The organism is Microlunatus aurantiacus (genome assembly GCF_039536605.1).
Classification (GTDB): Bacteria; Actinomycetota; Actinomycetes; order Propionibacteriales; family Propionibacteriaceae; genus Microlunatus; species Microlunatus aurantiacus.
Genome location: NZ_BAAAYX010000009.1, coordinates 16,905 through 41,607 on the forward strand (window position 1 = coordinate 16,905; position 24,703 = coordinate 41,607).

Below are 24,703 nucleotides of genomic sequence, written 5' to 3' on the forward strand. Positions count from 1 at the left end.
GCCGGCTCCTTCTTGCTTGTCTGCCACCGCCTACAGGGCGGCCTCCACCGCCCGCAGAGCCTCCAGCACCGGCTGCAGCGCGTCCACGGACGAGGACCGCAGCTGCATCGGCGTGCTCAGCGGGACATCCGCAGCCTCGTCGCCCAGCAGATCCGACCCGCCCGACGGCTCCCCGGCCGGCACGACCACGCGCCGGATCGCGTCACCGTCCCGGACGGTGAGGATGGCGACCAGGCTGTCCGGCACCAGGTCCCCGCCCTGCTCGGGCAGGCTCGGCGCGTCGTCGTCGAGCAGCCCCGCCTCGCGGGCGGCAGCGAAGACCCGCCCGGCGAGTCGGCCGTCCACGGTGCCGACGGTCTCGGCCGCGCGAGCGGGCTCGGCGTCACCGCCCACCGTCATGGTCCCGCCGACGGTCATGGTCCCGCCCAGCTCGTCGAGCTCCCGGCGCTCGGCGGTGCCGTCAGCACGGACCCCGAGCCGGTACGTGTACCGCTCACCCGGAGCGCCGCCGGTCACCTCGAACGTGATCTCGGTGCCTTCCAGTCCCTGGGGCACCGCCCCGTCCGCGTCGGCCACGGCCCGCAGACGGTCCAGCACCCGGCTCCGCGGCTCGGGCTTCAGGTTGTCGATCAGCTTCACCGGCGTCATCTCCTGATCCTGCTCTCCGGGTTCGAGCGGGCTGCCCGCCACCGGGGTGTGGCCGCCACCGTGGAACGTGGCGAGTCGGTTGTACAGCCGAGCCACGGTCTCGGTGTTGTCGTCCATCACCGTGCCCGTGCTGACCGGGTTGCGCGCCGGGCAGGTCGCGTCGGCGTACTCGTCGGGGTGCCCGATCATGTGCCCGAACTCGTGGGCTGCGACGTTGCCGGTGTCGTTGGTGTCCCAGTTGGTCATGTTGGAGCGTGCGGGTCCGGCCAGGACGCGGACGACGTGGTGGGCTCCCGAGCTGACCCACTGGACGTCGAAGGTGAAGGACTGCTGCCCACCGTTGGGGGCGAGGCAGCGGAACCGGTTCGCCCAGGTCGCGATGATCCCGTCCCGCCAGGTGGTGCGCAGGCTGTTCATCGTCGCCGCGCTGATGCCGGCATCGGGGTTCAGCTGGATGCGGACGACGGTGTGGGTGCCGGCCTGACGGTAGCGAGCGGTCCAGCCGTACACGCACTCGTTGACGGGGAAGGAGACCTCGCCGACCGGCTCGGCCGTCCACTGCCAGTACTTCTGCCAGACGTTGCCGTCGGTGCCGCGGACGAAGACGTGCTCGTGCTGCGGCCCCATCGAGCCGAGCGTCGGCTCCGAGGCCAGCACGCCACCGTCGTTGTGCCGTCCCCATCCGTGCCACTGCCCGTCGTAGTAGGCCCGCTGCCACAACGCGTTGTCGTTGCCACGCACGTAGACGTTGCAGACGTCCTTGTTCCGCGAGATCGTCGCCGGCGCCCCGGCGAAGCCACCCGCCGGTGCGCTGATATTGAACCAGCCCTTCCAGCCCCCCGCCGCCGTCCAGTACTTCTGGTAGACGTTGCCGTCCGTGCCACGGACGAACACGTGCTCGTGATCGGGACCCATCGAGCCGAGAGTGGGCTCCGAGGCCAGCACCCCGCCGTCGTCGTGGCGTCCCCAGGGGTGCCACTGACCGTTGTAGTAGGCCCGCTGCCACAGCGCGTTGTCGTTGCCACGCACGTAGACGTTGCAGACGTCCTTGTTGCGCGAGATCGTCGCCGGCGCCCCGGCGAAGCCACCGGCCGGTGCGCCGATGTTGAACCAGCCCTTCCAGCCCCCCGCCGCCGTCCAGTACTTCTGGTAGACGTTGCCGTCCGTGCCACGGACGAACACGTGCTCGTGATCGGGACCCATCGACCCGAGCGCCGGCTTGGACGCGAGCACCCCGCCGTCGCCGTGGCGACCCCAGGGGTGCCACTGACCGTTGTAGTAGGCCCGCTGCCACAGGGCGTTGTCGTTGCCACGCACGTAGACGTTGCAGACGTCCTTGTTGCGCGAGATCGTCGCCGGCCCGCCGTTGTACCCACCCGCCGGCGCACCGATGTTGAACCAGCCGCTCCAGCTCATCTGAGCTCCTCCCCTGCCCCGCCGTCTCGGCGGGATCGACTGGGCGGAGGAGGCACGGGGCGGCCCCCGCGATACGTCGTCCTCGTCGAGCGCCCCCGCTCAGCCCCGCTTCGGACGGGCCCGCAGGTGCGCACGCTCGCCCTGGCGGCCGAACAGGCTCAGGAACTCGACCCCCCGCTCGTCGGCGGCCCCGAACCAGTGCGGCACCCGGGTGTCGAACTCAGCGGCTTCTCCGGCCGCCAGGATCAGGTCGTGCCCGCCGATCACGGCTCGCAGGTTCCCGTCCAGCACGTAGAGCCACTCGTAGCCCTCGTGGGTCTTGAGCTCGGGGGTCTGGCGCGCCGACCGGGCCGGGATGATCAGCTTGTACGCCTGGATGCCCCCCGCCCGTCGCGTCAGCGGCAGCATCGTCATCCCGTGCGCCTTGATCGGCTTCAGGTGGATCCGAGGATCGCCGGTCGGAGGTGCGTCGACGAGCTCGTCGAGCGTCACCCCGTAGGCCCGGGCCAGTGGCAGCAGCAGCTCCAGGGTGGGCCGGCGGTCGCCCGACTCCAGCCGGGACAAGGTGCTGACCGAGATGGCTGTCTGGGTCGACAGGTCAGCCAGCGTGAGCTCGCGCTGGGCCCGCAGCTCACGGAGTCGGGGTCCGACCCCGTCGAGGGTCTGGTCGAGATCGAGGTCCATGATCATAGTTTGCCACTTCGGCAATGACGTTTGCGACCTCGGCCCGCCGGCGGCCACACTCGGGTCATGCCCAACGAAGAACTGAACTCCCGCTACGACGTGGTCGTGGTCGGCGGCGGCGCCGCCGGACTCAACGGCGCCCTGATGCTCGCCCGCTCCCGTCGGTCGGTGGTCGTCATCGACGCCGGCCAACCGCGCAACGCCCCGGCGGACGGCGTCCACGGGCTGCTCGCCCGCGACGGGATGCCGCCCGCCGAGCTGCTGGAGCGCGGTCGGGCCGAGGTGCGCTCGTACGGTGGAGCGGTCGTCTCCGGGAGGGTGAGCACCGTCGACCGGGTGTCGGCCGGCTTCACCGTGGGACTGGCGGACGGACGGACCGTCACCGCCCGCCGGCTGCTGGTCACCACCGGTGTCGTCGACGAGCTGCCGGAGCTGCCGGGACTCCGCGAACGCTGGGGTCGCGACGTCATCCACTGCCCGTACTGCCACGGCTGGGAGGTGCGCGACCAGGCGATCGGCGTGCTCGCGACGAGCCCGATGGTGGGCCACCAGGCGCTGCTCTTCCGCCAGCTGAGTGACGACGTGACGGTCTTCGCCCACACCGTCGACCTGACCTCGGAGGATCGCGAGCGGCTGGCGGCGCGCGGTGTCCGGATCGTCGACGGCGAGGTCGCCGGGCTGCACATCGACGACGACCGCATCACCGGCGTGGTCCTGACCGACGGCACCCTCGTTCCCCGCACCGTGCTGACCGTCCAGTCCCGCGCGGTGGCCCGGGCCGACTTCCTGACCGGCCTGGGTCTGACGACCATCGAGCACCCGATGGGGATGGGCGCGTACGTCGTCGCCGACGCGACCGGCAAGACCGCCGTCCCCGGGGTCTACCTCGCCGGCAACATCAGCGATCTGGGGGCGCAGGTCGGCGCCGCCGCTGCCGCCGGAGCCCTCGCCGGCGCACGTCTCAACGCCGACCTGGTGGAGGAAGAGACCACGGCGGCCGTCGCCGACCTCGTACGGGCGTGACCCGGGGAGGCCTCGGGTAGCCGGGTTTCCCGACCACGGACGGGATATCGGCCAGCCCGGCCACCACCGGGGCCGGGTTACCCGACCACGGACGGAACACCCGGGCCGCCCAGGCAACCACCCAACCCACCCGACCGGACCGGACCGGACCGGACCGATTAACTCCTGGCCCCCCACGCGGTGCGGTGTGAGGATGACGGGGTGGACATCGACGTCACCGGGCTGGAGTCGGCCGCGCTGGAGAGTCGCCTCTCCGGCGTGGTGACGATCGACGTCGCCGACGAGCGCGTCCTGGAACGGTGCTACGGCTACGCCCACCGGGCGCTGCGGCTGCCCGTCGCGCGGACGACCAGGTTCGCCCTGGCCAGTGGGAGCAAGATCATGACCGCGCTCGGGGTGCTCCGGCTGGTCGAGACCGGCGAGCTCGGCCTCAAGGACCCGGTCCGGCCGATCCTCGGAGACGACCTGCCGCTGATCCACGACCGCGTCACCCTCGAGCACCTGCTGGGCCACACGTCCGGCATCGGTGACTACCTGGACGAGGAGGCCGACTGGGAGGCGTCGGACTACGTGCTGACCGTCCCGGTGCACACGTTGGCGCAGACCGAGGCGTTCGTGCCGGTCATCGACGGCCATCCGCAGGTCGCGGCTCCCGGGGAGGGATTCAGCTACAACAACGGCGGCTACGTCGTCCTGGCGTTGATCATCGACCGGCTCAGCGACGTCGGCTTCCACGCGTACGTGGAGCGTGAGGTGTGCGCCCGGGCCGGCCTCACCGGCACCGCCTACCTCCGGTCCGACGAGCTGCCCGCCGACGCCGCCCTGGGCTACCTGTTCGACGAGGGCGACCGCAGCAACCTGCTGCACCTGCCGGTCCGGGGGAACGGCGACGGCGGCATCTACTCCTCCGTCGACGACCTGCACCGGTTCTGGCGCGCGCTCGTCGCCGGTCGGATCGTGGCACCCGAGCTGGTCGAGACCATGATCACGCCCCGGTCCGAGGTCCCCGAGGAGGGACTGCGCTACGGCCTGGGCTGCTACCTGCACGCGACCGGGCCGGCCGTCCTGATCGAGGGCTACGACGCCGGCGTGTCGATGCGCTCGATCCACGACCCCGCCACGCAGACCACGGCGACCGTGGTGGCCAACTCCACCGAGGGCGCCTGGGGTGTGGCCGGTCAGCTGTTGAGTCTCTTCGGCTGATCCCGGGCCGCTCAGCCGGACCGGTGCAGGCCCAGCAGCTCGACCTGCAGCAGCAGCCGGTCCTCGGGATCGCTCAACCGCATGTCCAGCACCTGCTCGGCCCGCCTGATCCGGTAGCGCAGCGTGTTCGGGTGGATGTGCAGCGCGGCCGCAGCCGCGCGGACGTCGCCGAAGTGGTCGAGATAGCGCTCCACGCTGACCAGCAGGGAACCGTCGCGGGTCTGGTCGTCGTCGATCAGTGCCTGCAGGCGCGGATCACGGAGCTGCTCCCGCCCGGCGACCAGGTCGGCGATCTCGCCCAGCAGCACCGACGTGCGCGAGCGGGCGAGCGTGGTGACGCGCTCGGCGCCCGGCCGGTCGAGGACCCGGTCGACCTCGGTCCGCGCCGCACCGATGTCGGCGAGCTCGGCCACCGGCGCGGCCACGGCGGCGCGCAGCTCCAGGCCGCTCCGCCGGGTCAGCCGGTCCAGCATCCCGGCGACCCAGCGGGGCAACCCGGCTGCCCGGACCCGTGGGATCAGCACGTAGATCCGACTGTCGGTGGTGGCCACCAGCGACTCCGGCGCGTACGCGCTGGCGTGCAGCCGGACGGCCGCGGCCACGTCCGCGATCGGCGAGGCACCGGGCCAGGCGGCGACAGGCGCGCCACCAGGGGCCAACCCGATCACCGCGGCCGGTCCCGACGCCGGCAGCGAGAGGGCGGCGGCCAGCGAGGGGATGTCCACACCGCCGCCGCGGAGGCCCAGCAGCCGCTGGATCTGCAGAGCCTCCTGGGTCGGCGCGCTGCGGGCCCGTTCGATCAGCCGGGCCGCGATCGCGGCGGCGCCCTCCAGCACCGAGCCGGCGTCGGGATCCAACGCCTGGGTCCCCTCCTGGACCCAGATGGTGCCCAGCGACCCCGCCGCGGCAGACCGGTGCGGGCCCTCGTCGCCGCCGAGCGGGCGGATGTCGACGACCAGCCGGCGACGCCAGCCCAGCTCGTCGTCGGCGGGCACCTCCACGGCCCGGCGCTCGGTCCGCAGCCGGTCGAACACCCCACGCTGCCGGAGCCGACGCAGGTAGTCAGCGGGACCCGCACGGCCGAGGATCGACAGCATCCGCAGCTCGTCAGCGGCTCCGTCGGTCGCTGAGTAGGCCAGCAGCTGGGAGCGCTCGTCCTCGATGCTGACCAGCCCGCCGGTCAGGGCGGCGACCGTCTGTGCGAGCCCGTAGAGGTCGTTCTCCCCCGCCAGCGGCTCGTCGGCCGGGTCGCCGGTGACCGCCTGTCCCGCACCGCCGTCCAGCAGGGTGCGGACGGTCGCCAGGACCAGCTCGACCCGGGCCTGGGGATGCACAGCGACCAGGGCCACGCCGGAGCGCTCCGCGGCGTCGCGCAGCTCGGTCGACAGGTGCTTGGTTGCCACGGCCAGCGGCCGCAACGAGGCCTCGGCCGAGCGCAGCCGGTCGAGCCAGGCCACGGCCTCGGTGGGCGGGACGCCGATCAGCACGGCCAGGTCGCCGCTCGCCGCCGACGCCCCGAGATCGGGTGCCTCGAGCAGCACCACCGAGCCGATGGTCCCGTCCGTGCCGGCCGGTGCCGCCACGGCGGTGGCCACCGTCGCACCCAACGCCTGCAGCAGCAGGGCCAACGACACCCCGCCCAGTGGTGCTGCCATCCGGTTCCCCTTTCGGCTTGCTGTCCGATCGTACGACGAAAGACCGCTTTCTCTATCCGAGTGGACAACGACAGGCCAGCCTCCGAGGAGGTTGACTGGTGCCACCGAACCACCCCGGCTGAACGGTCCCCCGCACCACCAGCCTCGCCCCGAAGGATCTCCCGTGGACGCCATCACCCAGGTTCCCCTCCCGCTGAACGAGCCGGTCAACGACTACGCCCCGGGCTCCCCCGAGCGCGACCGGCTGGTCCGCGAGCTCGACACCCTCGCCGGCAACCCGCTGGACATCCGCCAGGTGATCGACGGTCAGCACCGCACCGCGTCCGGCCCCGCGTACGAGGTCGTGCAGCCGCACCGCCACGCCAGCGTCATCGGCCGCTACACCGAGGCCACCGCGACCGACGTGGCCGACGCCGTGGAGGCGGCCTCCCGGGCCGCCGCCGGCTGGCGCGATCTGCCCTTCGACGCCCGCGCCGCCGTCTTCCTCCGCGCCGCCGACCTGCTGGCCGGCCCCTGGCGGGAGCGGGTGGCCGCCGCCACCATGCTGGGCCAGTCCAAGACCGCGTACCAGGCCGAGATCGACACCCCGTGCGAGCTGATCGACTTCTGGCGCTTCAACGTCGCCTACGCCCGGCAGATCCTGGCCGACCAGCCGATCTCCTCCCCCGGCGTCTGGAACCGGGTGGAGTACCGCCCGCTCGAGGGCTTCGTCTACGCGATCACCCCGTTCAACTTCTCCGCCATCGCCGGCAACCTGCCGACCGCGCCGGCCCTGATGGGCAACACGGTGGTCTGGAAGGCGGCCCCGACCCAGGCCGCGGCGGCGTACGTGATCATGCAGCTGCTCGAGGCCGCCGGGCTCCCGGCCGGGGTGATCAACCTCGTGTTCGGTGACGGCCCGCTCGTCTCCGACGTGGTGCTGAACGACCCGCGGCTGGCCGGCATCCACTTCACCGGCTCGACCGCCGTCTTCCAGAGCCTGTGGCAGCAGGTCGGCAGCAGGCTCTCCACCTACCGCGGCTACCCCCGCCTGGTCGGCGAGACCGGTGGCAAGGACTTCGTGGTCGCGCACAGCTCCGCCGATCCCGAGGTGCTGACCACCGCGCTGATCCGCGGCGCCTTCGACTTCCAGGGCCAGAAGTGCTCCGCCGCCTCCCGCGCCTTCGTGCCGTCGTCGGTCTGGGCCCGGATGGGGGACGACTTCCTCGGCAAGGTCGACGCCCTGACCTACGGCGACGTCACCGACTTCAGCAACTTCGGCGGTGCGGTCATCGACCAGCGCAGCTTCGACCGGAACGCGGCGGCCCTGGACCGGGCCAAGGCCACCGACAGCCTGACCATCGCGGTCGGCGGCGGCTACGACGACTCCGAGGGCTTCTTCATCGACCCGACCGTGCTCCTCGGTCAGGACCCGGGCGACGCCGCCTTCAGCACCGAGTACTTCGGCCCGATCCTGTCCCTGCACGTCTACGACGACAGCCGGCCCGGCGCGTACGCCGACGCGCTCCGCCTGGTCGACCAGGGCTCGGCGTACGGGCTGACCGGCGCGATCATCGCCGACGACCGCACCGCCGTCGTCGAGGCCGACCACGCCCTGCGCTTCGCGGCCGGCAACTTCTACGTCAACGACAAGCCCACCGGCGCCGTCGTCGGCCAGCAGCCCTTCGGCGGTGGCCGGGCGTCCGGCACCAACGACAAGGCCGGCTCGCCGCTCAACCTGCTCCGCTGGACCTCGGCCCGCACCATCAAGGAGACGTTCGTGCCGGCCCGGAACCACCTCTACCCGCACCAGTCCTGATCCCCACCCCCTCGACGCAGACGGAGAACGACCATGCCCACCCTGACCAACCCCCTTCGCCCGGTCCTGCTCGCCGCCGCCCGCTCGGAGCGGATCGAGCGCACCGTGAGCCGGTCCCGGCTGACCCGGTCGCTGGTCACCCGGTTCGTGCCGGGCGCGGCTGAGGACAAGGTGATGGAGGCGGTCCGCTCGCTGCTCGCCAGTGGCCGCTCCATCTCGGTGGACTACCTGGGGGAGGACATCAGCGAGGCGTCCGAGGCCGACAAGACCGTCCGGGCGTACTTGTCGCTGCTCGACGCCTACCGTCGGCTCGAGCTGCCCCACACCGACGGGGCCCGCCGGCTCGAGGTCTCGATCAAGCTGTCGGCGCTCGGCCAGTCGCTGCCGGACGGTGGCGAGGAGCTGGCCCTGGTCAACGCCCGGATCATCTGCCAGGCCGCGGCGGAGGCCGGAGCGTGGGTGAACGTGGACGCCGAGGACCACACCACCACCGACTCCACCCTCGCGATCGTCACCGAGCTGCGTCGCGAGTTCCCCGACGTGGCGACGGTGCTCCAGGCGTACCTGCACCGCACCGAGGCCGACTGTGCGGCGCTGTCGGGCTCCGGCTCCCGGATCCGGCTGTGCAAGGGGGCGTACCAGGAGCCGGCGGAGGTCGCCTTCCAGGGCAAGGAGGCCGTCGACGCGTCGTACCTGCGCTGCCTGCGGGTGCTGATGCAGGGCGAAGGCTACCCGATGGTGGCCTCGCACGACCCGGCGATGATCGCCGCCGCGCAGGCGTACGCGGCCGAGGCCGGCCGGGGCACCGAGGACTACGAGATCCAGATGCTCTTCGGCATCCGAGAGGGCGAGCAGGACCGCCTGGTCGCCGAAGGCGTCACGGTGCGCACCTACGTGCCCTTCGGCGACGACTGGTACGGCTACTTCATGCGGCGGCTGGCCGAGCGTCCCGCCAACCTGATCTTCTTCCTCCGTTCGCTGGTCGGTCGCAAGTAGCACGATCTGTTCGAGATCTGCCCAACAGGCATAGATCCGTAACACTCTCGACTCGGCTGTGCATAGACACCATTCGTCGCGCGGTGAATGATGTCGCCGTACTGCGCACCGAGCCGGCCCGCCGGGTCAGCGCGCACCGAGGACCGTCAGGCACCGCCTGACCCGAGGAATGGGGACGTCATGGGCGCACCACCGACACAGTTGAAGAAGGGCCTCAAGCAGCGTCACCTGACCATGATCGCCATGGGCGGCGTGATCGGCGCCGGTCTGTTCGTCGGTTCCGGCGTGGTGATCGGCGGCGCCGGTCCGGGCGCCTTCCTGAGCTACGCGATCACCGGTCTGCTGATCATCATGGTGATGCGGATGCTCGGCGAGATGGCGGTCGCCAACCCGTCCACCGGGTCGTTCGCCGACTACTCGCGCAACGCCCTCGGCGGCTGGGCGGGCTTCTCGACCGCCTGGCTCTACTGGTACTTCTGGGTGATCGTGGTCGGCTTCGAGGCCGTCGCGGGAGCGAAGGTGATCCAGTTCTGGATCCCCGGCATCCCGCTGTGGGTGCTCTCGCTGGTCCTGATGCTGCTGATGACCGCCACCAACCTGTTCTCGGTCAAGTCGTTCGGCGAGTTCGAGTTCTGGTTCGCCGGCATCAAGGTCGCGGCGATCGTGGTGTTCCTCGTCCTGGGCGGGCTGTTCGTGCTCGGCCTGTGGCCCAACAAGGACATGGACTTCAGCAACCTGACCGCCCACGGGGGCTTCCTGCCCCTCGGCCCCGGCGCCATCTTCTCCGCGATCGTGGTGGTGATCTTCTCGATGGTCGGCGCCGAGATCGCCACCATCGCGGCGGCCGAGTCGGAGGACCCCGCCCGGGCCATCGCCAAGGCGACCAACTCGGTGATCGTCCGGATCGCGATCTTCTTCGTGGGTTCGATCTTCCTGCTGTCGGTGATCCTGCCCTGGAACTCCGCCGCGCTGGAGGCCTCGCCGTACGTCTCGGCCTTCCAGGCCATGGGCATCCCGTACGCCGACCACATCATGAACGCCGTGGTGCTCACGGCGGTGCTGTCCTGCCTGAACTCCGGTCTCTACACCGCGTCGCGGATGCTCTTCGTCCTGTCGGCCCGGCGGGAGGCCCCGGTGGTGCTGATGACGGTCAGCAAGGGCGGCGTGCCGCGGCCGGCGATCCTGTTCTCCAGCATCATCGGCTTCCTCTGCGTGATCGCCGCGGCCATCTCGCCGGACCGGGTGTTCCTGTTCCTGCTGAACTCCTCCGGTGCGGTGATCTTGTTCGTCTACCTGCTGATCGCCATCTCGCAGGTGGTGCTGCGCCGGCGCACCAGCCCGGACAAGCTCGTGGTCAAGATGTGGCTGTTCCCGGCCCTGTCGATCGTCGTCATCGTGGCCATCCTCGCCGTCCTGGTGCAGATGGCGTTCAACCCCGACACCCTGACCCAGCTGCTGCTCAGCCTGCTGTCGTGGGGCCTGCTGCTGGCCATCTTCTTCGCCACCAAGCGGATCCGGGACAAGGCTCCGGCGGCGACACCCGCCGCGGCCGAGACCGGGGACGCCCACCGCGTCCTCGTCCTGGCCAACGAGACCGTCGAGGGCGACGAGCTGATCAGCGAGCTGCGCCGGATCGACGCCAGCGGCAACGCCGAGTACCTGATCTGCGTGCCGGCGAACCCGATCGACACCGGCCAGGCCATGCACTCCGGCGCGGTCTACCTGTGGGAGAAGACCGCCGAGGCCGCCCAGGCCCGCCTGGACCGGACGCTGGAGGTCCTGCGCGCGCAGAACCTGCAGGTCACCGGTGAGCTCGGCGACTACCGGCCGCTGCGGGCTCTGTCGACAGCTGTGGAGCAGTTCCACCCGGACCGACTGGTGATCTGCACGCACCCGGAGGACCGGTCCGCCTGGTTGCGCTACGACGTCGTCGACCGGGCCCGGGAGGCCTACCCGAACCTCCCGGTGACCCACGTCGTGGTCGAGCACGCCGAAGTGTCGGCCTGAGTGATGAGCACCATCGTGATCGGCCTCGCCCCGGGGGACCGGGGCGAGGCCGCCAGCCACCTCGCGGCGATGATCGCCCACTCCACCGGCTCACCGCTGGTGGTCGCGGCGATCACCCCCGAGCCGTGGCCGCCCAATCCGTTCCTCGGCGACGAGGAGTTCCTCGCCCTGCAGGAGGCCTCGGCCCGGGAGGCGCTGGAGCGGGCGCGCGGGATCATCGGTGCGGACGCGACCGCTGAGTTCCTGGTCGAGACCGCCCGGTCGGTGACCGACGGGCTGCTGCGGGTGAGTGCCGACCACGACGCCGGTCTGGTCGTGCTCGGCTCCAGCACCTCCGGCCTGCCCAACCGGGTCTCGCTGGGCAGCATCGCCCAGCGCATCCTGCACAGCCTGGACACCCCCGTCTGCTTCGCGCCGGCGGACTTCACGGCACCGGCCGGCGCCCCCATCGGCCGGATCACCGTGGGGTTCGGCCGCGCCGACGCCGACTCCGGGCTGCTCCGGGCGGCGGCCGAGCGGGCCGAGGAGTTCGGCATCCCGCTCCGGGTGGCCTGCTTCGCCGTACGCCCCGCGGCCTCGCTGCGCGGCAGCATCGAGGCGTCGGCCGAAGACCTGGTCGTCGACGAGTGGGCCGACCGGGTCCGCGACGACATCCGGGCGGCCGCGGACAGGGTCAGGGTCGACGCCGACAGCCTGGAGATCGTGATCGGCTCCGGCGTGGGGTGGGAGGAGACGATCGCCAGCGTCGGGTGGCGACCCGATGACCTGCTCGCGGTCGGGGCCAGGACCTCGGCGATCAGCCGGTTCCTGCTGGGGTCGCACGCGGCCAAGATCGTGAAGAACTCCCCCGTCCCGGTGCTCACCGTGGCCCGGGGTTCCCTGGACACCTGATCTGACCAGCCCCGCTTCCCTGCGCTGACGCCCCGTTTCACTAGCCGGCGCCCCCTGGCAAGGGGGGCGCCGGCGAGCGAAAGGGGGCGTCACCGCGTTGTGGGAGGTGTCCTGTTGATGGGTGCCGACGGTCAGGGGTCAGCTCGTCAGCTGGTCCAGCACCCGGTAGGCGTTCGCGAACACCGTCAGCACCGGGTTGACCCCGCCGTTGGTGACGTGCACGGACGCGTCGACGACCCGGACGTTGTCGTGGCCCCACACCCGGCACCACGGATCCACCACCGAGCCGGCCGGGTCGGAGCCCATCCGACAGGTGCCCGCCTGGTGCTGGCCGGCGCTGGGGCCGTCCCCGACCCCGACCATCGACGCCGTACGGGTGGCACCCGCCGCTGCCAGCCACGCGACGGCGCGCTCCGCGAGCACGGCCTGGGCCGCCCGGTCGCAGGCGTGGACGGAGCCACTCAGCCGCGGCACCGGGATCCCGTACGCGTCCCGCACCGCCGGGTCGAGCCGGACCCGTGACGCCGCCGACGTGACCTCCTGGATCGGACCCATCACCCGCAGCGAGCGGCGCAGCAGATCCCGCATGCCCTGCTTGGCCCCGGCGCCCCAGCGGGGGATCAGCCCCGCCCCGCTGAGGGAGCGGTAGACGTTGCCCGGCAACGGGATGAACTCGTCGACCAGGACCCCACCGCCGACCACCCCGTCCACCCCGTGCCGGAAGTCGTGGGTGGAGATGGTCGGACCGGGCCCGACCAGGTCCTCGACGACGTCGTCGAACAGCCCGACCGCACCGCCGTACACGTGGCCCTGCAGGTGCCGCCCGACCTGGTCGTGCCGGTTGCCCAGACCGGTCGGCTCCCCGTCGTGGGCGCTGTTCAGCAGCAGCCGCGCGGACTCCACGGCCCCGCCGGACACCACGACCTCGCCGGCGCCGACGTCGGTCCGCCACAGCTCGCCGTCGGGGGTCCGACCCGCGAGCCGGACGCCGGTCACCGTGCCGCGGCCGTCGACGATCAGCCGCTCCGCCCGCGTCTGCAGCAGGATCTCGGCGTGCCCGGTGGCGAACGCCCGGGGCAGCAGGGTGTTCTGCGAGCCGTTCTTCGCGTCGGTCGGGCAGGCGAACCCGACGCACATCCGACAGCCCTCGCAGGCCCCGCGGCCGCCGTACACCCGGGAGTTGATCAACAGTGGCACCCGGACGTGACCCCACCCGAGCCGGTCGGCGGCGGCCCGCAGCAGGTCGTGCCGCGGACCGGTGCGTACCGGCGGCATCGGGTACGGGCGGCTGCGCCGGGTCGACTCACCGACGGCCGACCCGGACACCCCGAGCTCGCTGTCGGCCCGGGAGTAGAACGGCTCGAGGTCGTCGTAGCCGATCGGCCAGTCGGCCAGGGCACTGCCCTCGGGGACCCCGTACGTGCTGGCCATGGCCAGGTCCCGCGGCTCGAACCGCCAGGCCTGCGCCCCGTAGACGCGGGTCCCACCGCCGGCCGTCATCGCGTTGTTCGCCCAGCCGGGCTCGTACGGGCGGAGGACCTGCGCCTGTCCGCCGAGCTCCAGCACCCGGAGGTCGCGGTCGTCGACCGGTCCGGACAGCGGCAGCAGGCCCCAGTCGGACCGCGGGTTCCGGAGCTGGTCGCGACTGAGCTCGGCGATGGTCGGCCAGGACCCGGCCTCGACCACGAGGACCCGCCGGCCCGACTCGGCCAGCAGGCACGCCGCGACCCCGCCGCCCGCTCCCGAACCGATGACGACCGCGTCGTAACGGCCGGCCAACCCGGCGCGGGTGACCACCAGCGGCTCCGCCTCCGGCACGGGCACCGGGAGCGACCACCCCGCGGCGGGCTCGGGCGCCCAGTCCACCATCCGCCAGGACACTCCGTCGCGGTTCCCGCCGTTGGCCGGGTCGGCGTAGAAGCCGCCGTTGACCAGCCCGGCGAACCAGTCCCAGTCCGGGTGCGTCGTCGGGTCCTCGGCCGCGCGCAGACCGTCCAGCCGCGGCAGCAGGTCGACGCGCTCGCTCAGGTAGTCGTGGAGGAAGTCCAGGCCGCCGGCCTCGCTCGCCGAGGGGTACGCGTCGGCCGGCACCACGAGATCGACCAGGGCCCGGAGCTCGAGCCGCACACGGGGGTCGGCGGGGTCGATCACGGCGTGGTTCCTCCCTGACGTATCTGGGTCGGCGTTCGCCGCACTTCCCTTGGAGAAGTCCTACACCTCGGAGGAACCGTCATGACCCTCACCACCCCGTCGTCGGCCCGGACCAGCACCGACCGGCCGATCGCCCGAGCCGATCTCGAGGGTGCGGTCACCGTTCCCGACTTCCTCGCCGGCGCCGGCACGCTGACGTTGCCCGAGCGGAGGCTGATCGTGGAGCAGGCGCTCGTCCTGCTCGAGCAGAACTACGTCCACCTGCCGCTGAAGACGGCCATGCACGCCGTCAACCCGGTTCAGCGGCTGCGCCTGCTGCGCACCGAGCTGACCCGGCAGACGCCGCAGACGATGGGCCCGGAGTGGCTGTTCCACAAGGAGATGGCCGGCATCTTCATGTCCGTCCGGGACCTGCACACCAACTACCTGCTGCCCAAGCCGTTCGCCGGTCGGGTCGCGTACCTCCCGTTCGTGCTGGAGAAGGCCACCGAGTCCGACGGCGACCACTACCTGGTGACCAGCGTGGTGACCGGGTTCAGTGCGCCGGGCTTCGGTCTCGGGGTCGAGGTCACCCACTGGAACGGGGTACCCATCGGCACCGCGGTGGAGATCAACGGACTCCGGCTGGCCGGCAGCAACCGGGCCGCCAGCCTGGCCCGGGGTCTGGACTCGTTGACCATCCGACCGCTGCTGATGCAGCTGCCGCCGGAGGAGGACTGGATCGACGTCACCTTCCGCGCCGCCGACGGCAGCACCGGCGAGATCCGGGTGGCGTGGGAGGTCGCCACCAACCTCCCCCCGACCACCGACCTGGACGCGGTGTCGCCCGCCTCCCTGGCCAACGCCCTGGACCTGGACGCCGACGAGCGGGACCGGGCCCGCAAGAGCCTCTACCACCCCGAGGTGGTCCGGCTGGAGGGTGAGCAGGCCGAGGACGGTCAGCTGACCGAACCGCAGGCCGTGGGGGCCGCCGATCTGCCCACCACCATGCCGTCGGTCTTCCGGGCCCGTGCGGTGACCACGGCCCACGGCACGTTCGGGCAGATCCGGATCTTCACCTTCTCGGTGCAGGACCCGGTCGCCTTCCGCGACGAGTTCGCCCGGCTGATCTCGCTGCTGCCGCCGAACGGTCTGATCGTCGACGTCCGCGGCAACGGCGGCGGGCACCTGCACGCCAGCGAGTTCACGCTGCAGACCCTCACCCCGCGGCCGATCAGCCCGGAGCCGGTCCAGTTCATCGCCACCCCGCTGAACCTGGCCCTGTGCCGGCGTCACCAGGACGGAGCCGAGGGCATCGACCTCGGACCGTGGTTCCCCTCCCTGGACCAGGCGGTCGAGATCGGCGCGACCTTCTCCGCGGGGTTCACCATCACCCCGTCCGACGGCGCCAACGAGATCGGCCAGACCTATCACGGTCCGGCGGTGCTGGTCACCGACGCCCGGTGCTACTCCGCGACCGACTTCTTCGCGGCGGGGTGGGCCGATCACGAGATCGGACCCATCCTCGGGGTCGACGACCGCACCGGCGCCGGCGGCGCGAACGTGTGGACCCACCAGCTGTTGATGCAGCTGGTCGGTGACCGGGCCAGCGAGCCCGGTTCCCCGTACGCGCCGTTGCCCAAGGGGGCCAACATGCGGGTCGCGATCCGGCGGGGCCTGAGGGTGGGTGCGCTGTCCGGCACGCCCGTCGAGGATCTCGGCGTGACGCCGACGGTGCGGCACGCCATGACGAAGGCCGACGTGCTGACCGGCAACGTGGACCTGCTCGACCGGGCGGGCGAGATCCTGGCCGGGATGCCGGTCCGGCGGCTCGCCGTGACCACGGCCTTCACCAGGGTCGGGCTGCGGGTCGAGGTCGCCGCCGGGGGCCTGGACCGCGTCGACGTCTACGTGAACGGGCGGCCGATCGGCTCGGAGGACGTGACGGCCGACCCGGTCGTGCTGTCCGAGCTGCACGGCGCCCCCGGCACGGTGGTGCTGGTGGAGGGCTTCCAGGCCGGGGCGCTGGTGGCCTCCCGCCGGGTGGTCGCCTGACATCACGGCACCCTCTCACCCGCTGACGCCCCCTTTCACCCGGTGACGCCCCCTTTCACCCGGTGACGCCCCCTGTGCAAGGGGGGCGTCGGTAGCGAAAGGGGGCGTCAGCGGATGGGGGAGGAACGCGTCAACAGGTTCTCGGGGGAATCAGCCGAGGGTGTGGGGTCACTCGCGGGCGAGGAGCCAGCCGAAGCGGCCGGTCAGCCGGTCGGCCGCGGCCGGGCCCCAGCTCCCTTCGGGGTAGGACACCACGTCCGGACGCTCGGGTCCGAGCAGCGGCGCGAACGCGGTGAACGCGGCGGCCAGACCGATCGAGCTGGTGAACAGGGAGCGGTCGCCCCGGAGCACGTCGTAGATGAGGGACGTGTACGGCGCCATCGAGCCGTCGGCCACCTGGTCGAGCCGGAGAACGTGGTCGACCTCACTCGGTACGAAGTCGGGGCCGGGGGCCTTGACGGTGAGCTCCATCAGGATGCGACCGCTGCCCTCCAGGTCGAACGCGAGCACCTCGGGCACCTTGCCGGCCGAGTGCAGCGGGCCCTCCGGCGTCCGGAACAGCAGCGAGAGCCGCTGGGCGCCGCCCTGCAGCCGCTTGCCGGTGCGCAGCACGAACGGCACGTCCCGCCAGCGGTCGGTGTCCACCCACAGCTTCGCGGCCACGTACGTGTCGGTGCTGGAGTCGTCCGCGATCCCCTCCGTCTGCCGGTAGCCGTCGAACTGCCCGAGCACGACGTCGGCCGGGTCCAGCGGACGGAACGCCGAGATCACCGACTCGCGGGCCAGCTGCATGTCCTCGGGCGCGAACGAGGTCGGCGGCTCCATCGCCACCTCGGCCGCGACCTGGAACAGGTGGGTGACCAGCATGTCGAGGGACGCGCCGGTGGCGTCGTAGAAGGCTGCCCGGTCGGCGATGTCGAGGGTCTCGGGCACGTCGATCTGGACCTCCTCGATGGAGCTCCGGTCCCAGACCCGGGAGACCATCGTGTTGGCGAACCGGAGCATGTGGACGTTCTGGGTCGCCTCCTTGCCGAGGAAGTGGTCGATCCGGAACACCTGCTCCTCGTCGAACACGGTGTGCACCAAGGCGTCCAGCTCGTGCAGGCTCTCCAGCGAGGTGCCGTACGGCTTCTCGAAGACGACCTTGGTGCCCTTGGCCAGGTCGTGCTCCCGCAGCGCCTCGGTGGTCGGCGCGAACGCGCTCGGCGGCACCGCCAGGTAGTGGATGAGCTGCGCGTCTGCGCCGAGCTCGGCGCGGGTCTGCTCGATCAGGTCCGGCAGCTGACCGCCGTCCTCGGCCCGGAAACCCCCGCCCGCGAACAGCAGATCGGGCGCGAAGCCGGCCCACTGCTCGTCGGTGGGGACGGTGCCGAACTCGGTCAGGACGTCGTGCACGTGACCCCGGAAGTCCTCGTGGGCCACGTCACCACGTCCGTTGCCGACCAGCTTCCAGCGGCGCGGCAGCAGCCCGCGGGCGTACAGGTCGAAGAAGGCCGGCAGCACCATCCGCTTGGCCAGGTCACCGGTGGCTCCGTAGAGCACGAACACGGTCGCGGGAAGATCACTCATGCCCCGTTTCTACTCCCCCGGGCGAAGCGGAGCCGCTCCCACCGGGCGGAGCGGACAGCACGGTGTGCTCCTGACGACACGCGCTGTGTCGGCGGGCGCGGCTACCGTCGGCCCGTGACGCAGCTGCCCGACCCCGACCTGGACGACGCCCCGGCCTGGGTGGCGGAGCACTTCGGGGCGCTGACGCTCGACGGCCCGGCGGGGGTCCGCCGCTCCACCCGCTTCACCGGCGGTCAGGCGGCGGCCGACGCCGCTCTCAGCGCCTTCTCGGTGCGCGGCTACGCCGCCCGGCGCAACCAGGTCCTGCCCGAGAGCGCCCGCGGCGCCAGCGGTCTGTCACCGTTCATCCGCCACGGGCTGCTGACCCTCCCCCGGGTGTGGGACGCGGTGGCCGGCGGTCCCGGCCGGGACGTCGGCAAGTTCCGCGACGAGCTGTTGTGGCAGGAGTACGCCCGGCACCTCTACGCCCGCGTGGGCCGGGCCATCCGCCGGCCGCTGCGACGCGAACCGGCGGTGGGCGAGGGCTGGTCCGGCGACCCCTGGCCGACGGAGATGGCCTGCCTCGCCGAGATCGACCGGTCGCTGACCGAGGAGGGCTGGCTGGTCAACCAGAGCCGGATGTGGGCGGCGTCGCAGTGGACGGTGCGGGCCGGGCAGCGCTGGCAGGACGGCGAGCGCGGGATGTTCCGGCAGCTGCTGGACGGGTCGACGGCCGCCAACGGGCTCGGCTGGCAGTGGACGATCGGGGCCGGCACCGGCAAGCCGTACGGGTTCTCCCGCTGGCAGGTGGAGAAGCGAGCCCCGGAGCTCTGCCGGCAGTGCCCGCTGCGCCAGCGGTGCCCGATCCAGTCCTGGCCGCAGAGCCAGCCCGGTACCGGGGTCGAGCCGGTCGCCGTCCTGCGCCACGACCCGGACCCGACTCGGACCGCGGGACCGGCCGAGCCCCGACTGACCGGGTCACCGGAGGCGGTCTGGCTGACCGCCGAGTCGTTGGGGGACGACGACCCGGCCCTGGCCGCCCACCCGGAGCTGCCGGTCGTCTTCGTCTTCGACGCCCCGCTGCTGGCTCGGCTGCGGCTGGCCGGACACCGGCTGGTCTTCCTCACCGAGGCGCTGGCCGACCTCGGCCGGCGCCGCGCCGTGGAGGTGCACCTGGGCGACCCGACGCAGGTGCTGGCCGGGCGCCGGCTGGCGGTGACCTACGCGCCGGTGCCCGGCTTCGCCGTCCGTGCCGGCCACCTGGACGTGGCGGCACTCCATCCGTGGCCCTGGCTCCGACGACCGAGCGGTGGTTCGGTCGCGTCGTTCACCGCCTGGGTCCGCCGCTGACCGGGAGCCGCCCCTACTCCTCGTCGTCGGTCAGCGGAACGACCTCGGCCTGCTCGGCGACGTCGACCTGGTCGGCCTCGACGGTGGTGCGCTGCACCGGCACCGTGGGGGCCGCGTCGAACTCCTCGAAAGGGTCGGTGGTGGTGTGCTGCTCCGCCCAGTCGGCGTCGCTGACGTCATCGGGCGGGGTCGGGGACGACGTGTCCATCGGTGCTCCTTCGAGAGGGGATCGGGCAGTCGTGACGAGGGTAGTCCGCGTGCGAGGATCACCGGACCCGACCAGCGAGGACGCCGATGCCGACCTTCCCCGACCCCGATCCCGAGGTGCTGCAGGACCGCGCCGACCGGCCCGTGCTGCGGGTCGGCGACCGGGTCCGCCATCCCTCCCAGCCGTGGTCGGCCTCGGTCCAGGCCCTGCTGAGCCATCTGCGCACGAGGGGCTTCACCGAGGCGCCCCGACCGTACGGGGTGACCGCTGGTGGCGACGAGGTCGAGTTCATCCCCGGGGTGGGCGGGGACGCCGCCTGCCGGCTGGTCGACTCCGACTCGGCGGTGGCCGCGGTCGGGGAGCTGCTCCGGCGCTACCACGACGCGGTGGCCGGCTGGCGGCCGAGCGAGCCGGTCAGCTGGTTCGACGGCTCGACCGGCGCCGGCACGGCCACGCGGGGACGCTCGGTGGAGCGGGAAGGCTCGCAGGAGCGGAAAGGCTCGGCCGATGGCGAGGGCGCCGCCGAGACGCTGGTCTGCCACGGCGACGTCGGACCGTGGAACCTCGTCTGGCGGGACGGGCGGATCGTCGGGCTCATCGACTGGGAGCACGCGCACGTCGGCACCCGGACCAGCGACATCGCGTACGCCCTGCACTACCTGGCCCCGATCCGCGACCGCAGCTACTGGCAGGGCGTGCTCGGGCTGGACCGCCGACCACGGCGGCGGCACCGGATGCGCGTGTTCGCGGAGGCGTACGGGATCGCCCTGGACGACGCGCTCGTCGAGCAGGTGATGACCTCCCAGGAGGCCGGCGTCGACCTGATGCGGTCGCTGGCCGAGCGGGGCGACCCGCGCCGCCTCCAGCTGGTGGCCGACGGGGAGCTGGACCGGGAGCAGCGGGCCGTCGCCTGGGCCCGGGCGCGGCGGGCCAAGTTCCTTCCCCGCCGCCGCTGACCGCGCGCCTCAGCGGAGGCCGGTGGTGGCCAGTCCCTGGACGAAGAAGCGCTGGAAGGCCAGGAACAAGATCACCAACGGGATGACCGAGACCAGCGTCATCGCCATCAGCGCCCCGTAGTCGGTCTGGTACTGGCCCTGCAGGAACTGCAGCCCGATCGGCAGGGTGTAGAGCGTCGGGTCACGCAGCACGATCAGCGGCCACAGGAAGTCGTTCCACTGCGCCATCAGGCTGAGCAGCGTGAGCACGGCCAGCAGGGGCTTGCACAGCGGCAGCACCACGCTCCAGAAGATGCGCAGGGTCCCCGCCCCGTCGATCCGGGCCGCCTCCAGCAGCTCGGTCGGGATGGCCAGCATGAACTGCCGGGACAGGAAGACCCCGAAGGTGGCCGCCGCCCCGGGGATGATCACCGCCCAGAAGGTGCCGATCAGCCCCATCGCGTTGACGATCCGGAACGACGGCACCAGGGTCGCCTGGACGGGGATCATCATGGTGGCGAGCAGGGCCATGAACATCACGGTCTGACCGCGGAACCGGAGCTTGGCGAAGGCGAAACCGCCCGTCACGCTGACGATGACCGACAGCACAGTGGTGATCACCGAGACGGTGACCGAGTTGCCGAACCAGGTCCCGACCGGCCAGGACGCAAACACCTTCTCGAAGCTGGCCAGGGTGAAGCGCTGGGGCCAGAGCTCGAGCTGCTGGCTGAACACAGCGGTGCCCGAGAACGCGGTCACCACCATCACCCAGAGCGGGAAGACCATGACCAGACACACCACGGCGGCCAGCACCACCCGGACGACCAGCCAGCGCCGGGACCGGCGCCGCTGGACGGCGCGGGAGGTGCCCGGCTCGTCGGCCGTCAGCTGGTGCTGGGGAGCCGTCACCGTCATCAGGCCACCTCGTCCCGGGTCCGGTTGGTGCGCCACTGGATGACGGTGAAGATCAGCGTGAAGAAGAAGATCACCACGCCGATCGCGGCACCGTAGCCCTGGTCACGGGCCGCGCCGAACGCGGTCTTGTACGCGTACGTGCCGAGCACCTCGGTGGCGGCTCCTGGACCGCCGTTGGTCAGCACGAAGACGATGTCGAACACCTGGAAGGAGTAGATGACGCTCATCACCAGCAGGAAGAACGTGGACGGTCCGAGCAGCGGGAAGGTGATGTGGCGGAACCGCTGCCAGCCACTCGCTCCCTCGACCTGGGCCGCCTCCTGCAGCTCGACCGGCACCGCCTGCAGCCCGGCCAGGTAGATGATCATGGTGAAGCCGACCCGGATCCACAGCGTCACGATGATCACCGAGGCGAAGGCCGGCACCCCGGAGGACTGCCACGGCACCCCGGGCAGGGCCACGGCGGCCAGCAGCTTGTTGACCACACCGATGGTCTCGTTGAAGAAGAAGGTGCCGATCAGACCGACGGCCACCCCGGAGATCACCAGCGGCAGGTAGATGATCGTCCGGAACAGCTTGCGGGCCGGCATCACCGAGTTCAGCAGCACGGCCAGGGCCAGTCCCAGGCCCATGCTGACGGGCACCACCAGCACGGTGAAGATCACCGTGTTGACCAGTGACCGGTAGAAGGTGCCGTCGGTCAGCATCTGGGTGTAGTTGTCGAAGCCGACCCAGCTGATCCGACCGCTCAGTGGGGCGATCTCGGCGAAGCTGTAGACGAAGGCCAGGGCCAGCGGGAGCAGCGAGAAGACCGACGCCAGCACCATCGCCGGCGCCGCGAACAGGTAGCCCGACCGGTCCGAGTAGCGATGCCGCCGACGCCGCCGCCCGGGGACGGGCGGGGCACCGGCCGCCACACCGGCGGACTGGACGACCGTCACTGACCGGCCCGCTCCACCGCCGCGGCGAGTGCGGCCGTCGTGTCGGCCGGCGACCGTCCGCCCAGGAAGGCCTTCTCGAGCTCGTCGGCCAACGAGGCGTTGATCTTGGCGAACTGCGGCACGGTGACCTGCTTCACCTGCTCCGGGGTCAACGTGGTGGCCTGCTGGACGAAGGTCTCCATCAGGTCCGGCCGGACGGCGAAGTCGAGCTTGGAGGTCGTGAGCGAGGTCAGGGTGGGCAGCTGGCCGGTGGCCTCGCAGAAGGTCCGCATCTGGTCCTCCTCGACGATGAACTGGAGGAACTTGGTGGCCGCGGCGGTGTTCTTGCCGTCCTTGGCCGCGACGATCGCGTTGCCGCCGAGGTCGGAGGCGGCGATCTTGTCGCGAGGCATCGGGAAGGCGGCGTACTCGACCTTGGAGCCGATGCTGCTCTCGATGGACGGCACCAGGAAGTCACCGGCGAAGGCCATCGCCACCGTGCCGGCGATGAAGGCGCTGTCGGGGTAGGTGGTGCTCTTCACCGACGTGTTGCGGGCCACCCACTTCTTGGTGAAGAAGCTCTGGGTGAACTCGACCGCCCGCCGACCCTCGTCGGAGTCGATGGCCGGCGCCTTGAGGTCGGGGGCCAGCAGGCTGCCGCCGGCCTGGAACAGCCAGGACAGCCAGCGGTAGGCGCCGGCGCTCTGCCAGTCGTAGATGAACGGCGACTGCTTGCCCTTGACCACGCCGGCGAGCTTGTCGGCGACCGCGCCGAACTCGTCCCAGCTCCAGGCCTCCTCCAACGTCGTGGGGACGTCGGTGATGCCGGCCGCCTCGAAGGCGTCCTTGCGGTAGAGCACGGCGGTGGTGTCGATCTGGTGCGGCACACCGTAGGGCTTGCCGTCGTAGACCACGCCCTGCCACAGACCGGGCACGAACGCGTCCACCGCGGTCTGGTCGAAGGCGCCCGACACGTCCAGCAGCACGTCCTGGCTCGTGTACTGCCCGATGTCGATGTAGGACACCCGGAACAGGTCCGGCGGGTTCCCCGACTGGAAGCGGGAGTCCAGGTTGGTCTGGATGCTCGCGTACGGGACGGTGTCGGTCTTGATCGTGATGTCGGGGTTCTTCTGCTGGAACGCCGCGATCAGCGCGTCGAACGCCTTCTTCTCGGTGTCACCGGACCAGTTCACGAAGGTCAGGGTGGCCGGCCCCGACGCGTCGCCGGCGCCGCCGCCCGACCCCTCGTCGGTGCGGCTGGTGAGGCCGGCACAGCCCGCGAGGCCCGCGGTCGCCGCGACGCCCAGCCCGGTGGTGATCAGTTGACGACGACTCAGCGTCATGGCATTCCCTTCGACAGTCCTCACCGGGCACCGATCTCGGTGCCCGGCCCGCCGCGTCCGGTCCGCCGTTCTCGCGCAGCTCTTCGACAGGACTTCTCGACAGCACCCGTCGTAGATGCATCGAAACAACCGGATGCCGGGACCGGTGTCAAGGACCGCGGTCCGGGCCTCCTGCGCGTCGGAAGGCCGCCAGCCGGAACAACGGGTCCCCCACCCGGGCCGATCCCCACGGGCTCGGCGCGCTGAACGTCGCGGTGCCGGCCGGATCGAGCCCCCACCCGGGGAGCACCGTCCCGAGCCGCTCGCTGTCGTCGGAGCGCACCGTGGTCGTGCTCGCGTGGGCGAGCTCCTTGTCCGCGGTGAGCACCAACCGGCCACCCGGTCGCAGCACCCGGGCGGTCTCGGCCAGCACCGCGTCGGCGGTGGCGACGTCGAGCAGGTTGAGCATCCAGATGATCGTGACCAGGTCCAGGCTGGCGGTACGCACCGGCAGCCGGTCCGCGTCGGCCCGCAGGACCCGCCCCGGCAACCGTCCGGCGGCTTCGGCCAGCATCCCGGCCGAGCGGTCGAGCACCACCACCGACCAACCGGCGGCGGCCAGCTCGGCGGAGACGATGCCGGTGCCGCCGGCCACGTCGAGACAGCGCTCGCGCCGCGACGCAGCGGCAGCGACCGAGGGGCCGGGTGGCCGGACCAGGGTCCCGAGCGCCCGCACCACCGCCCGGGCCCGCTCGACCCCGCCGCGGGACTCGTCGTAGGAGCTCGCGACGTCGTCGTAGTAGGTCGGCACCCAGCTCAGATCGCTCATGCCCCAGCAGACCACACGGCCCGTCGATAAACCCGTTGCCACCGGGAATCGGGGTTGCCTACTGTTGATCTTGTCGCTGGGAGATCCCCGACATCGTCGGCAGAGAGGAGGTACTCCATGTTCATGATCATCGGTACGGATGACGGGACCGGTCTCGACCCGGCCTGGAC

At 71.7% G+C, this 24,703-nt stretch carries 19 protein-coding genes; 9 read left to right on the forward strand and 10 right to left on the reverse strand.

Annotation, left to right across the window (positions count from 1 at the left end; all coding sequences use genetic code 11):
- Positions 1-30: 30 nt before the first annotated feature.
- Both ABD714_RS11685 and ABD714_RS11690 read right to left on the reverse strand, forming a co-directional pair.
- Entirely contained in the window at positions 31-2,064 is a 2,034-nt protein-coding gene (locus tag ABD714_RS11685; protein ID WP_344812529.1) for a DUF8189 domain-containing protein, read from the reverse strand.
- Between the two features lie 99 nt (positions 2,065-2,163).
- Complete coding sequence (locus tag ABD714_RS11690; protein WP_344812530.1) at positions 2,164-2,748, reverse strand: helix-turn-helix domain-containing protein; 585 nt, start codon at positions 2,746-2,748, stop codon at positions 2,164-2,166.
- 66 nt (positions 2,749-2,814) lie between these two features.
- Here ABD714_RS11690 and ABD714_RS11695 point away from each other — a divergent pair, with 66 nt between their 5' ends.
- Both ABD714_RS11695 and ABD714_RS11700 read left to right on the forward strand, forming a co-directional pair.
- Positions 2,815-3,771 (forward strand): NAD(P)/FAD-dependent oxidoreductase, encoded by a 957-nt coding sequence (locus ABD714_RS11695; RefSeq protein WP_344812531.1) that lies wholly within the window; start codon positions 2,815-2,817, stop codon positions 3,769-3,771.
- Between the two features lie 201 nt (positions 3,772-3,972).
- Positions 3,973-4,974, forward strand: a complete 1,002-nt coding sequence (locus ABD714_RS11700) for a serine hydrolase domain-containing protein (RefSeq protein ID WP_344812532.1) — start codon at positions 3,973-3,975, stop codon at positions 4,972-4,974.
- Between the two features lie 11 nt (positions 4,975-4,985).
- Here the strand turns inward: ABD714_RS11700 and ABD714_RS11705 are convergent, their stop codons facing one another.
- The gene (locus tag ABD714_RS11705) at positions 4,986-6,629 is read right to left on the reverse strand and encodes a helix-turn-helix domain-containing protein (protein WP_344812533.1); all 1,644 of its coding nucleotides are present in this window, start codon (positions 6,627-6,629) and stop codon (positions 4,986-4,988) included.
- A 163-nt stretch (positions 6,630-6,792) separates the two neighbouring features.
- Between ABD714_RS11705 and pruA the strand changes: the two genes are divergently transcribed.
- The 4 genes from pruA to ABD714_RS11725 all read left to right on the forward strand — a co-directional run bounded on the left by pruA (position 6,793) and on the right by ABD714_RS11725 (position 12,321).
- Entirely contained in the window at positions 6,793-8,427 is a 1,635-nt protein-coding gene (gene pruA, locus ABD714_RS11710; protein ID WP_344812534.1) for an L-glutamate gamma-semialdehyde dehydrogenase, read from the forward strand.
- A 33-nt stretch (positions 8,428-8,460) separates the two neighbouring features.
- Positions 8,461-9,423, forward strand: coding sequence for a proline dehydrogenase family protein (locus ABD714_RS11715; RefSeq protein ID WP_344812535.1), 963 nt, complete (start codon positions 8,461-8,463; stop codon positions 9,421-9,423).
- Positions 9,424-9,603: 180 nt separating this feature from the next.
- Positions 9,604-11,430, forward strand: coding sequence for an amino acid permease (locus ABD714_RS11720; RefSeq protein ID WP_344812536.1), 1,827 nt, complete (start codon positions 9,604-9,606; stop codon positions 11,428-11,430).
- Between the two features lie 3 nt (positions 11,431-11,433).
- Entirely contained in the window at positions 11,434-12,321 is an 888-nt protein-coding gene (locus tag ABD714_RS11725; protein ID WP_344812537.1) for a universal stress protein, read from the forward strand.
- A gap of 138 nt (positions 12,322-12,459) precedes the next feature.
- Here the strand turns inward: ABD714_RS11725 and ABD714_RS11730 are convergent, their stop codons facing one another.
- Entirely contained in the window at positions 12,460-14,472 is a 2,013-nt protein-coding gene (locus ABD714_RS11730; protein ID WP_344812538.1) for a GMC oxidoreductase, read from the reverse strand.
- A gap of 81 nt (positions 14,473-14,553) precedes the next feature.
- Here ABD714_RS11730 and ABD714_RS11735 point away from each other — a divergent pair, with 81 nt between their 5' ends.
- Positions 14,554-16,506 (forward strand): S41 family peptidase, encoded by a 1,953-nt coding sequence (locus ABD714_RS11735; RefSeq protein WP_344812539.1) that lies wholly within the window; start codon positions 14,554-14,556, stop codon positions 16,504-16,506.
- Positions 16,507-16,674: 168 nt separating this feature from the next.
- Here ABD714_RS11735 and ABD714_RS11740 read toward each other — a convergent pair whose 3' ends face one another.
- A complete protein-coding gene (locus ABD714_RS11740; protein WP_344812540.1) occupies positions 16,675-18,075 on the reverse strand; it encodes a glucose-6-phosphate dehydrogenase in 1,401 nt (466 codons plus the stop codon).
- Positions 18,076-18,189: 114 nt separating this feature from the next.
- On the opposite strand from ABD714_RS11740, the gene ABD714_RS11745 reads away from it, so the two are divergent.
- Positions 18,190-19,404, forward strand: coding sequence for an FAD-binding domain-containing protein (locus ABD714_RS11745; RefSeq protein ID WP_344812541.1), 1,215 nt, complete (start codon positions 18,190-18,192; stop codon positions 19,402-19,404).
- Positions 19,405-19,417: 13 nt separating this feature from the next.
- Here ABD714_RS11745 and ABD714_RS11750 read toward each other — a convergent pair whose 3' ends face one another.
- Positions 19,418-19,612 (reverse strand): hypothetical protein, encoded by a 195-nt coding sequence (locus ABD714_RS11750; protein ID WP_344812542.1) that lies wholly within the window; start codon positions 19,610-19,612, stop codon positions 19,418-19,420.
- 86 nt (positions 19,613-19,698) lie between these two features.
- On the opposite strand from ABD714_RS11750, the gene ABD714_RS11755 reads away from it, so the two are divergent.
- Positions 19,699-20,568: an aminoglycoside phosphotransferase family protein gene (locus tag ABD714_RS11755; protein WP_344812543.1), complete on the forward strand. Its 870-nt coding sequence runs from the start codon at positions 19,699-19,701 to the stop codon at positions 20,566-20,568.
- Positions 20,569-20,577: 9 nt separating this feature from the next.
- On the opposite strand, the gene ABD714_RS11760 is transcribed toward ABD714_RS11755, so the two are convergent.
- The 4 genes from ABD714_RS11760 to ABD714_RS11775 form a co-directional block, all read right to left on the reverse strand.
- The gene (locus ABD714_RS11760; protein ID WP_344812544.1) at positions 20,578-21,462 is read right to left on the reverse strand and encodes a carbohydrate ABC transporter permease; all 885 of its coding nucleotides are present in this window, start codon (positions 21,460-21,462) and stop codon (positions 20,578-20,580) included.
- Positions 21,462-22,403: a carbohydrate ABC transporter permease gene (locus ABD714_RS11765; RefSeq protein WP_344812545.1), complete on the reverse strand. Its 942-nt coding sequence runs from the start codon at positions 22,401-22,403 to the stop codon at positions 21,462-21,464. The genes ABD714_RS11760 and ABD714_RS11765 overlap by 1 nt, the downstream gene beginning before the upstream one ends.
- Positions 22,400-23,725, reverse strand: a complete 1,326-nt coding sequence (locus ABD714_RS11770) for an ABC transporter substrate-binding protein (RefSeq protein WP_344812546.1) — start codon at positions 23,723-23,725, stop codon at positions 22,400-22,402. Before ABD714_RS11770 ends, ABD714_RS11765 begins: the two co-directional genes overlap by 4 nt.
- Positions 23,726-23,873: 148 nt before the next feature.
- A complete protein-coding gene (locus ABD714_RS11775; protein ID WP_344812547.1) occupies positions 23,874-24,533 on the reverse strand; it encodes a class I SAM-dependent methyltransferase in 660 nt (219 codons plus the stop codon).
- Positions 24,534-24,703 lie beyond the last annotated feature (170 nt).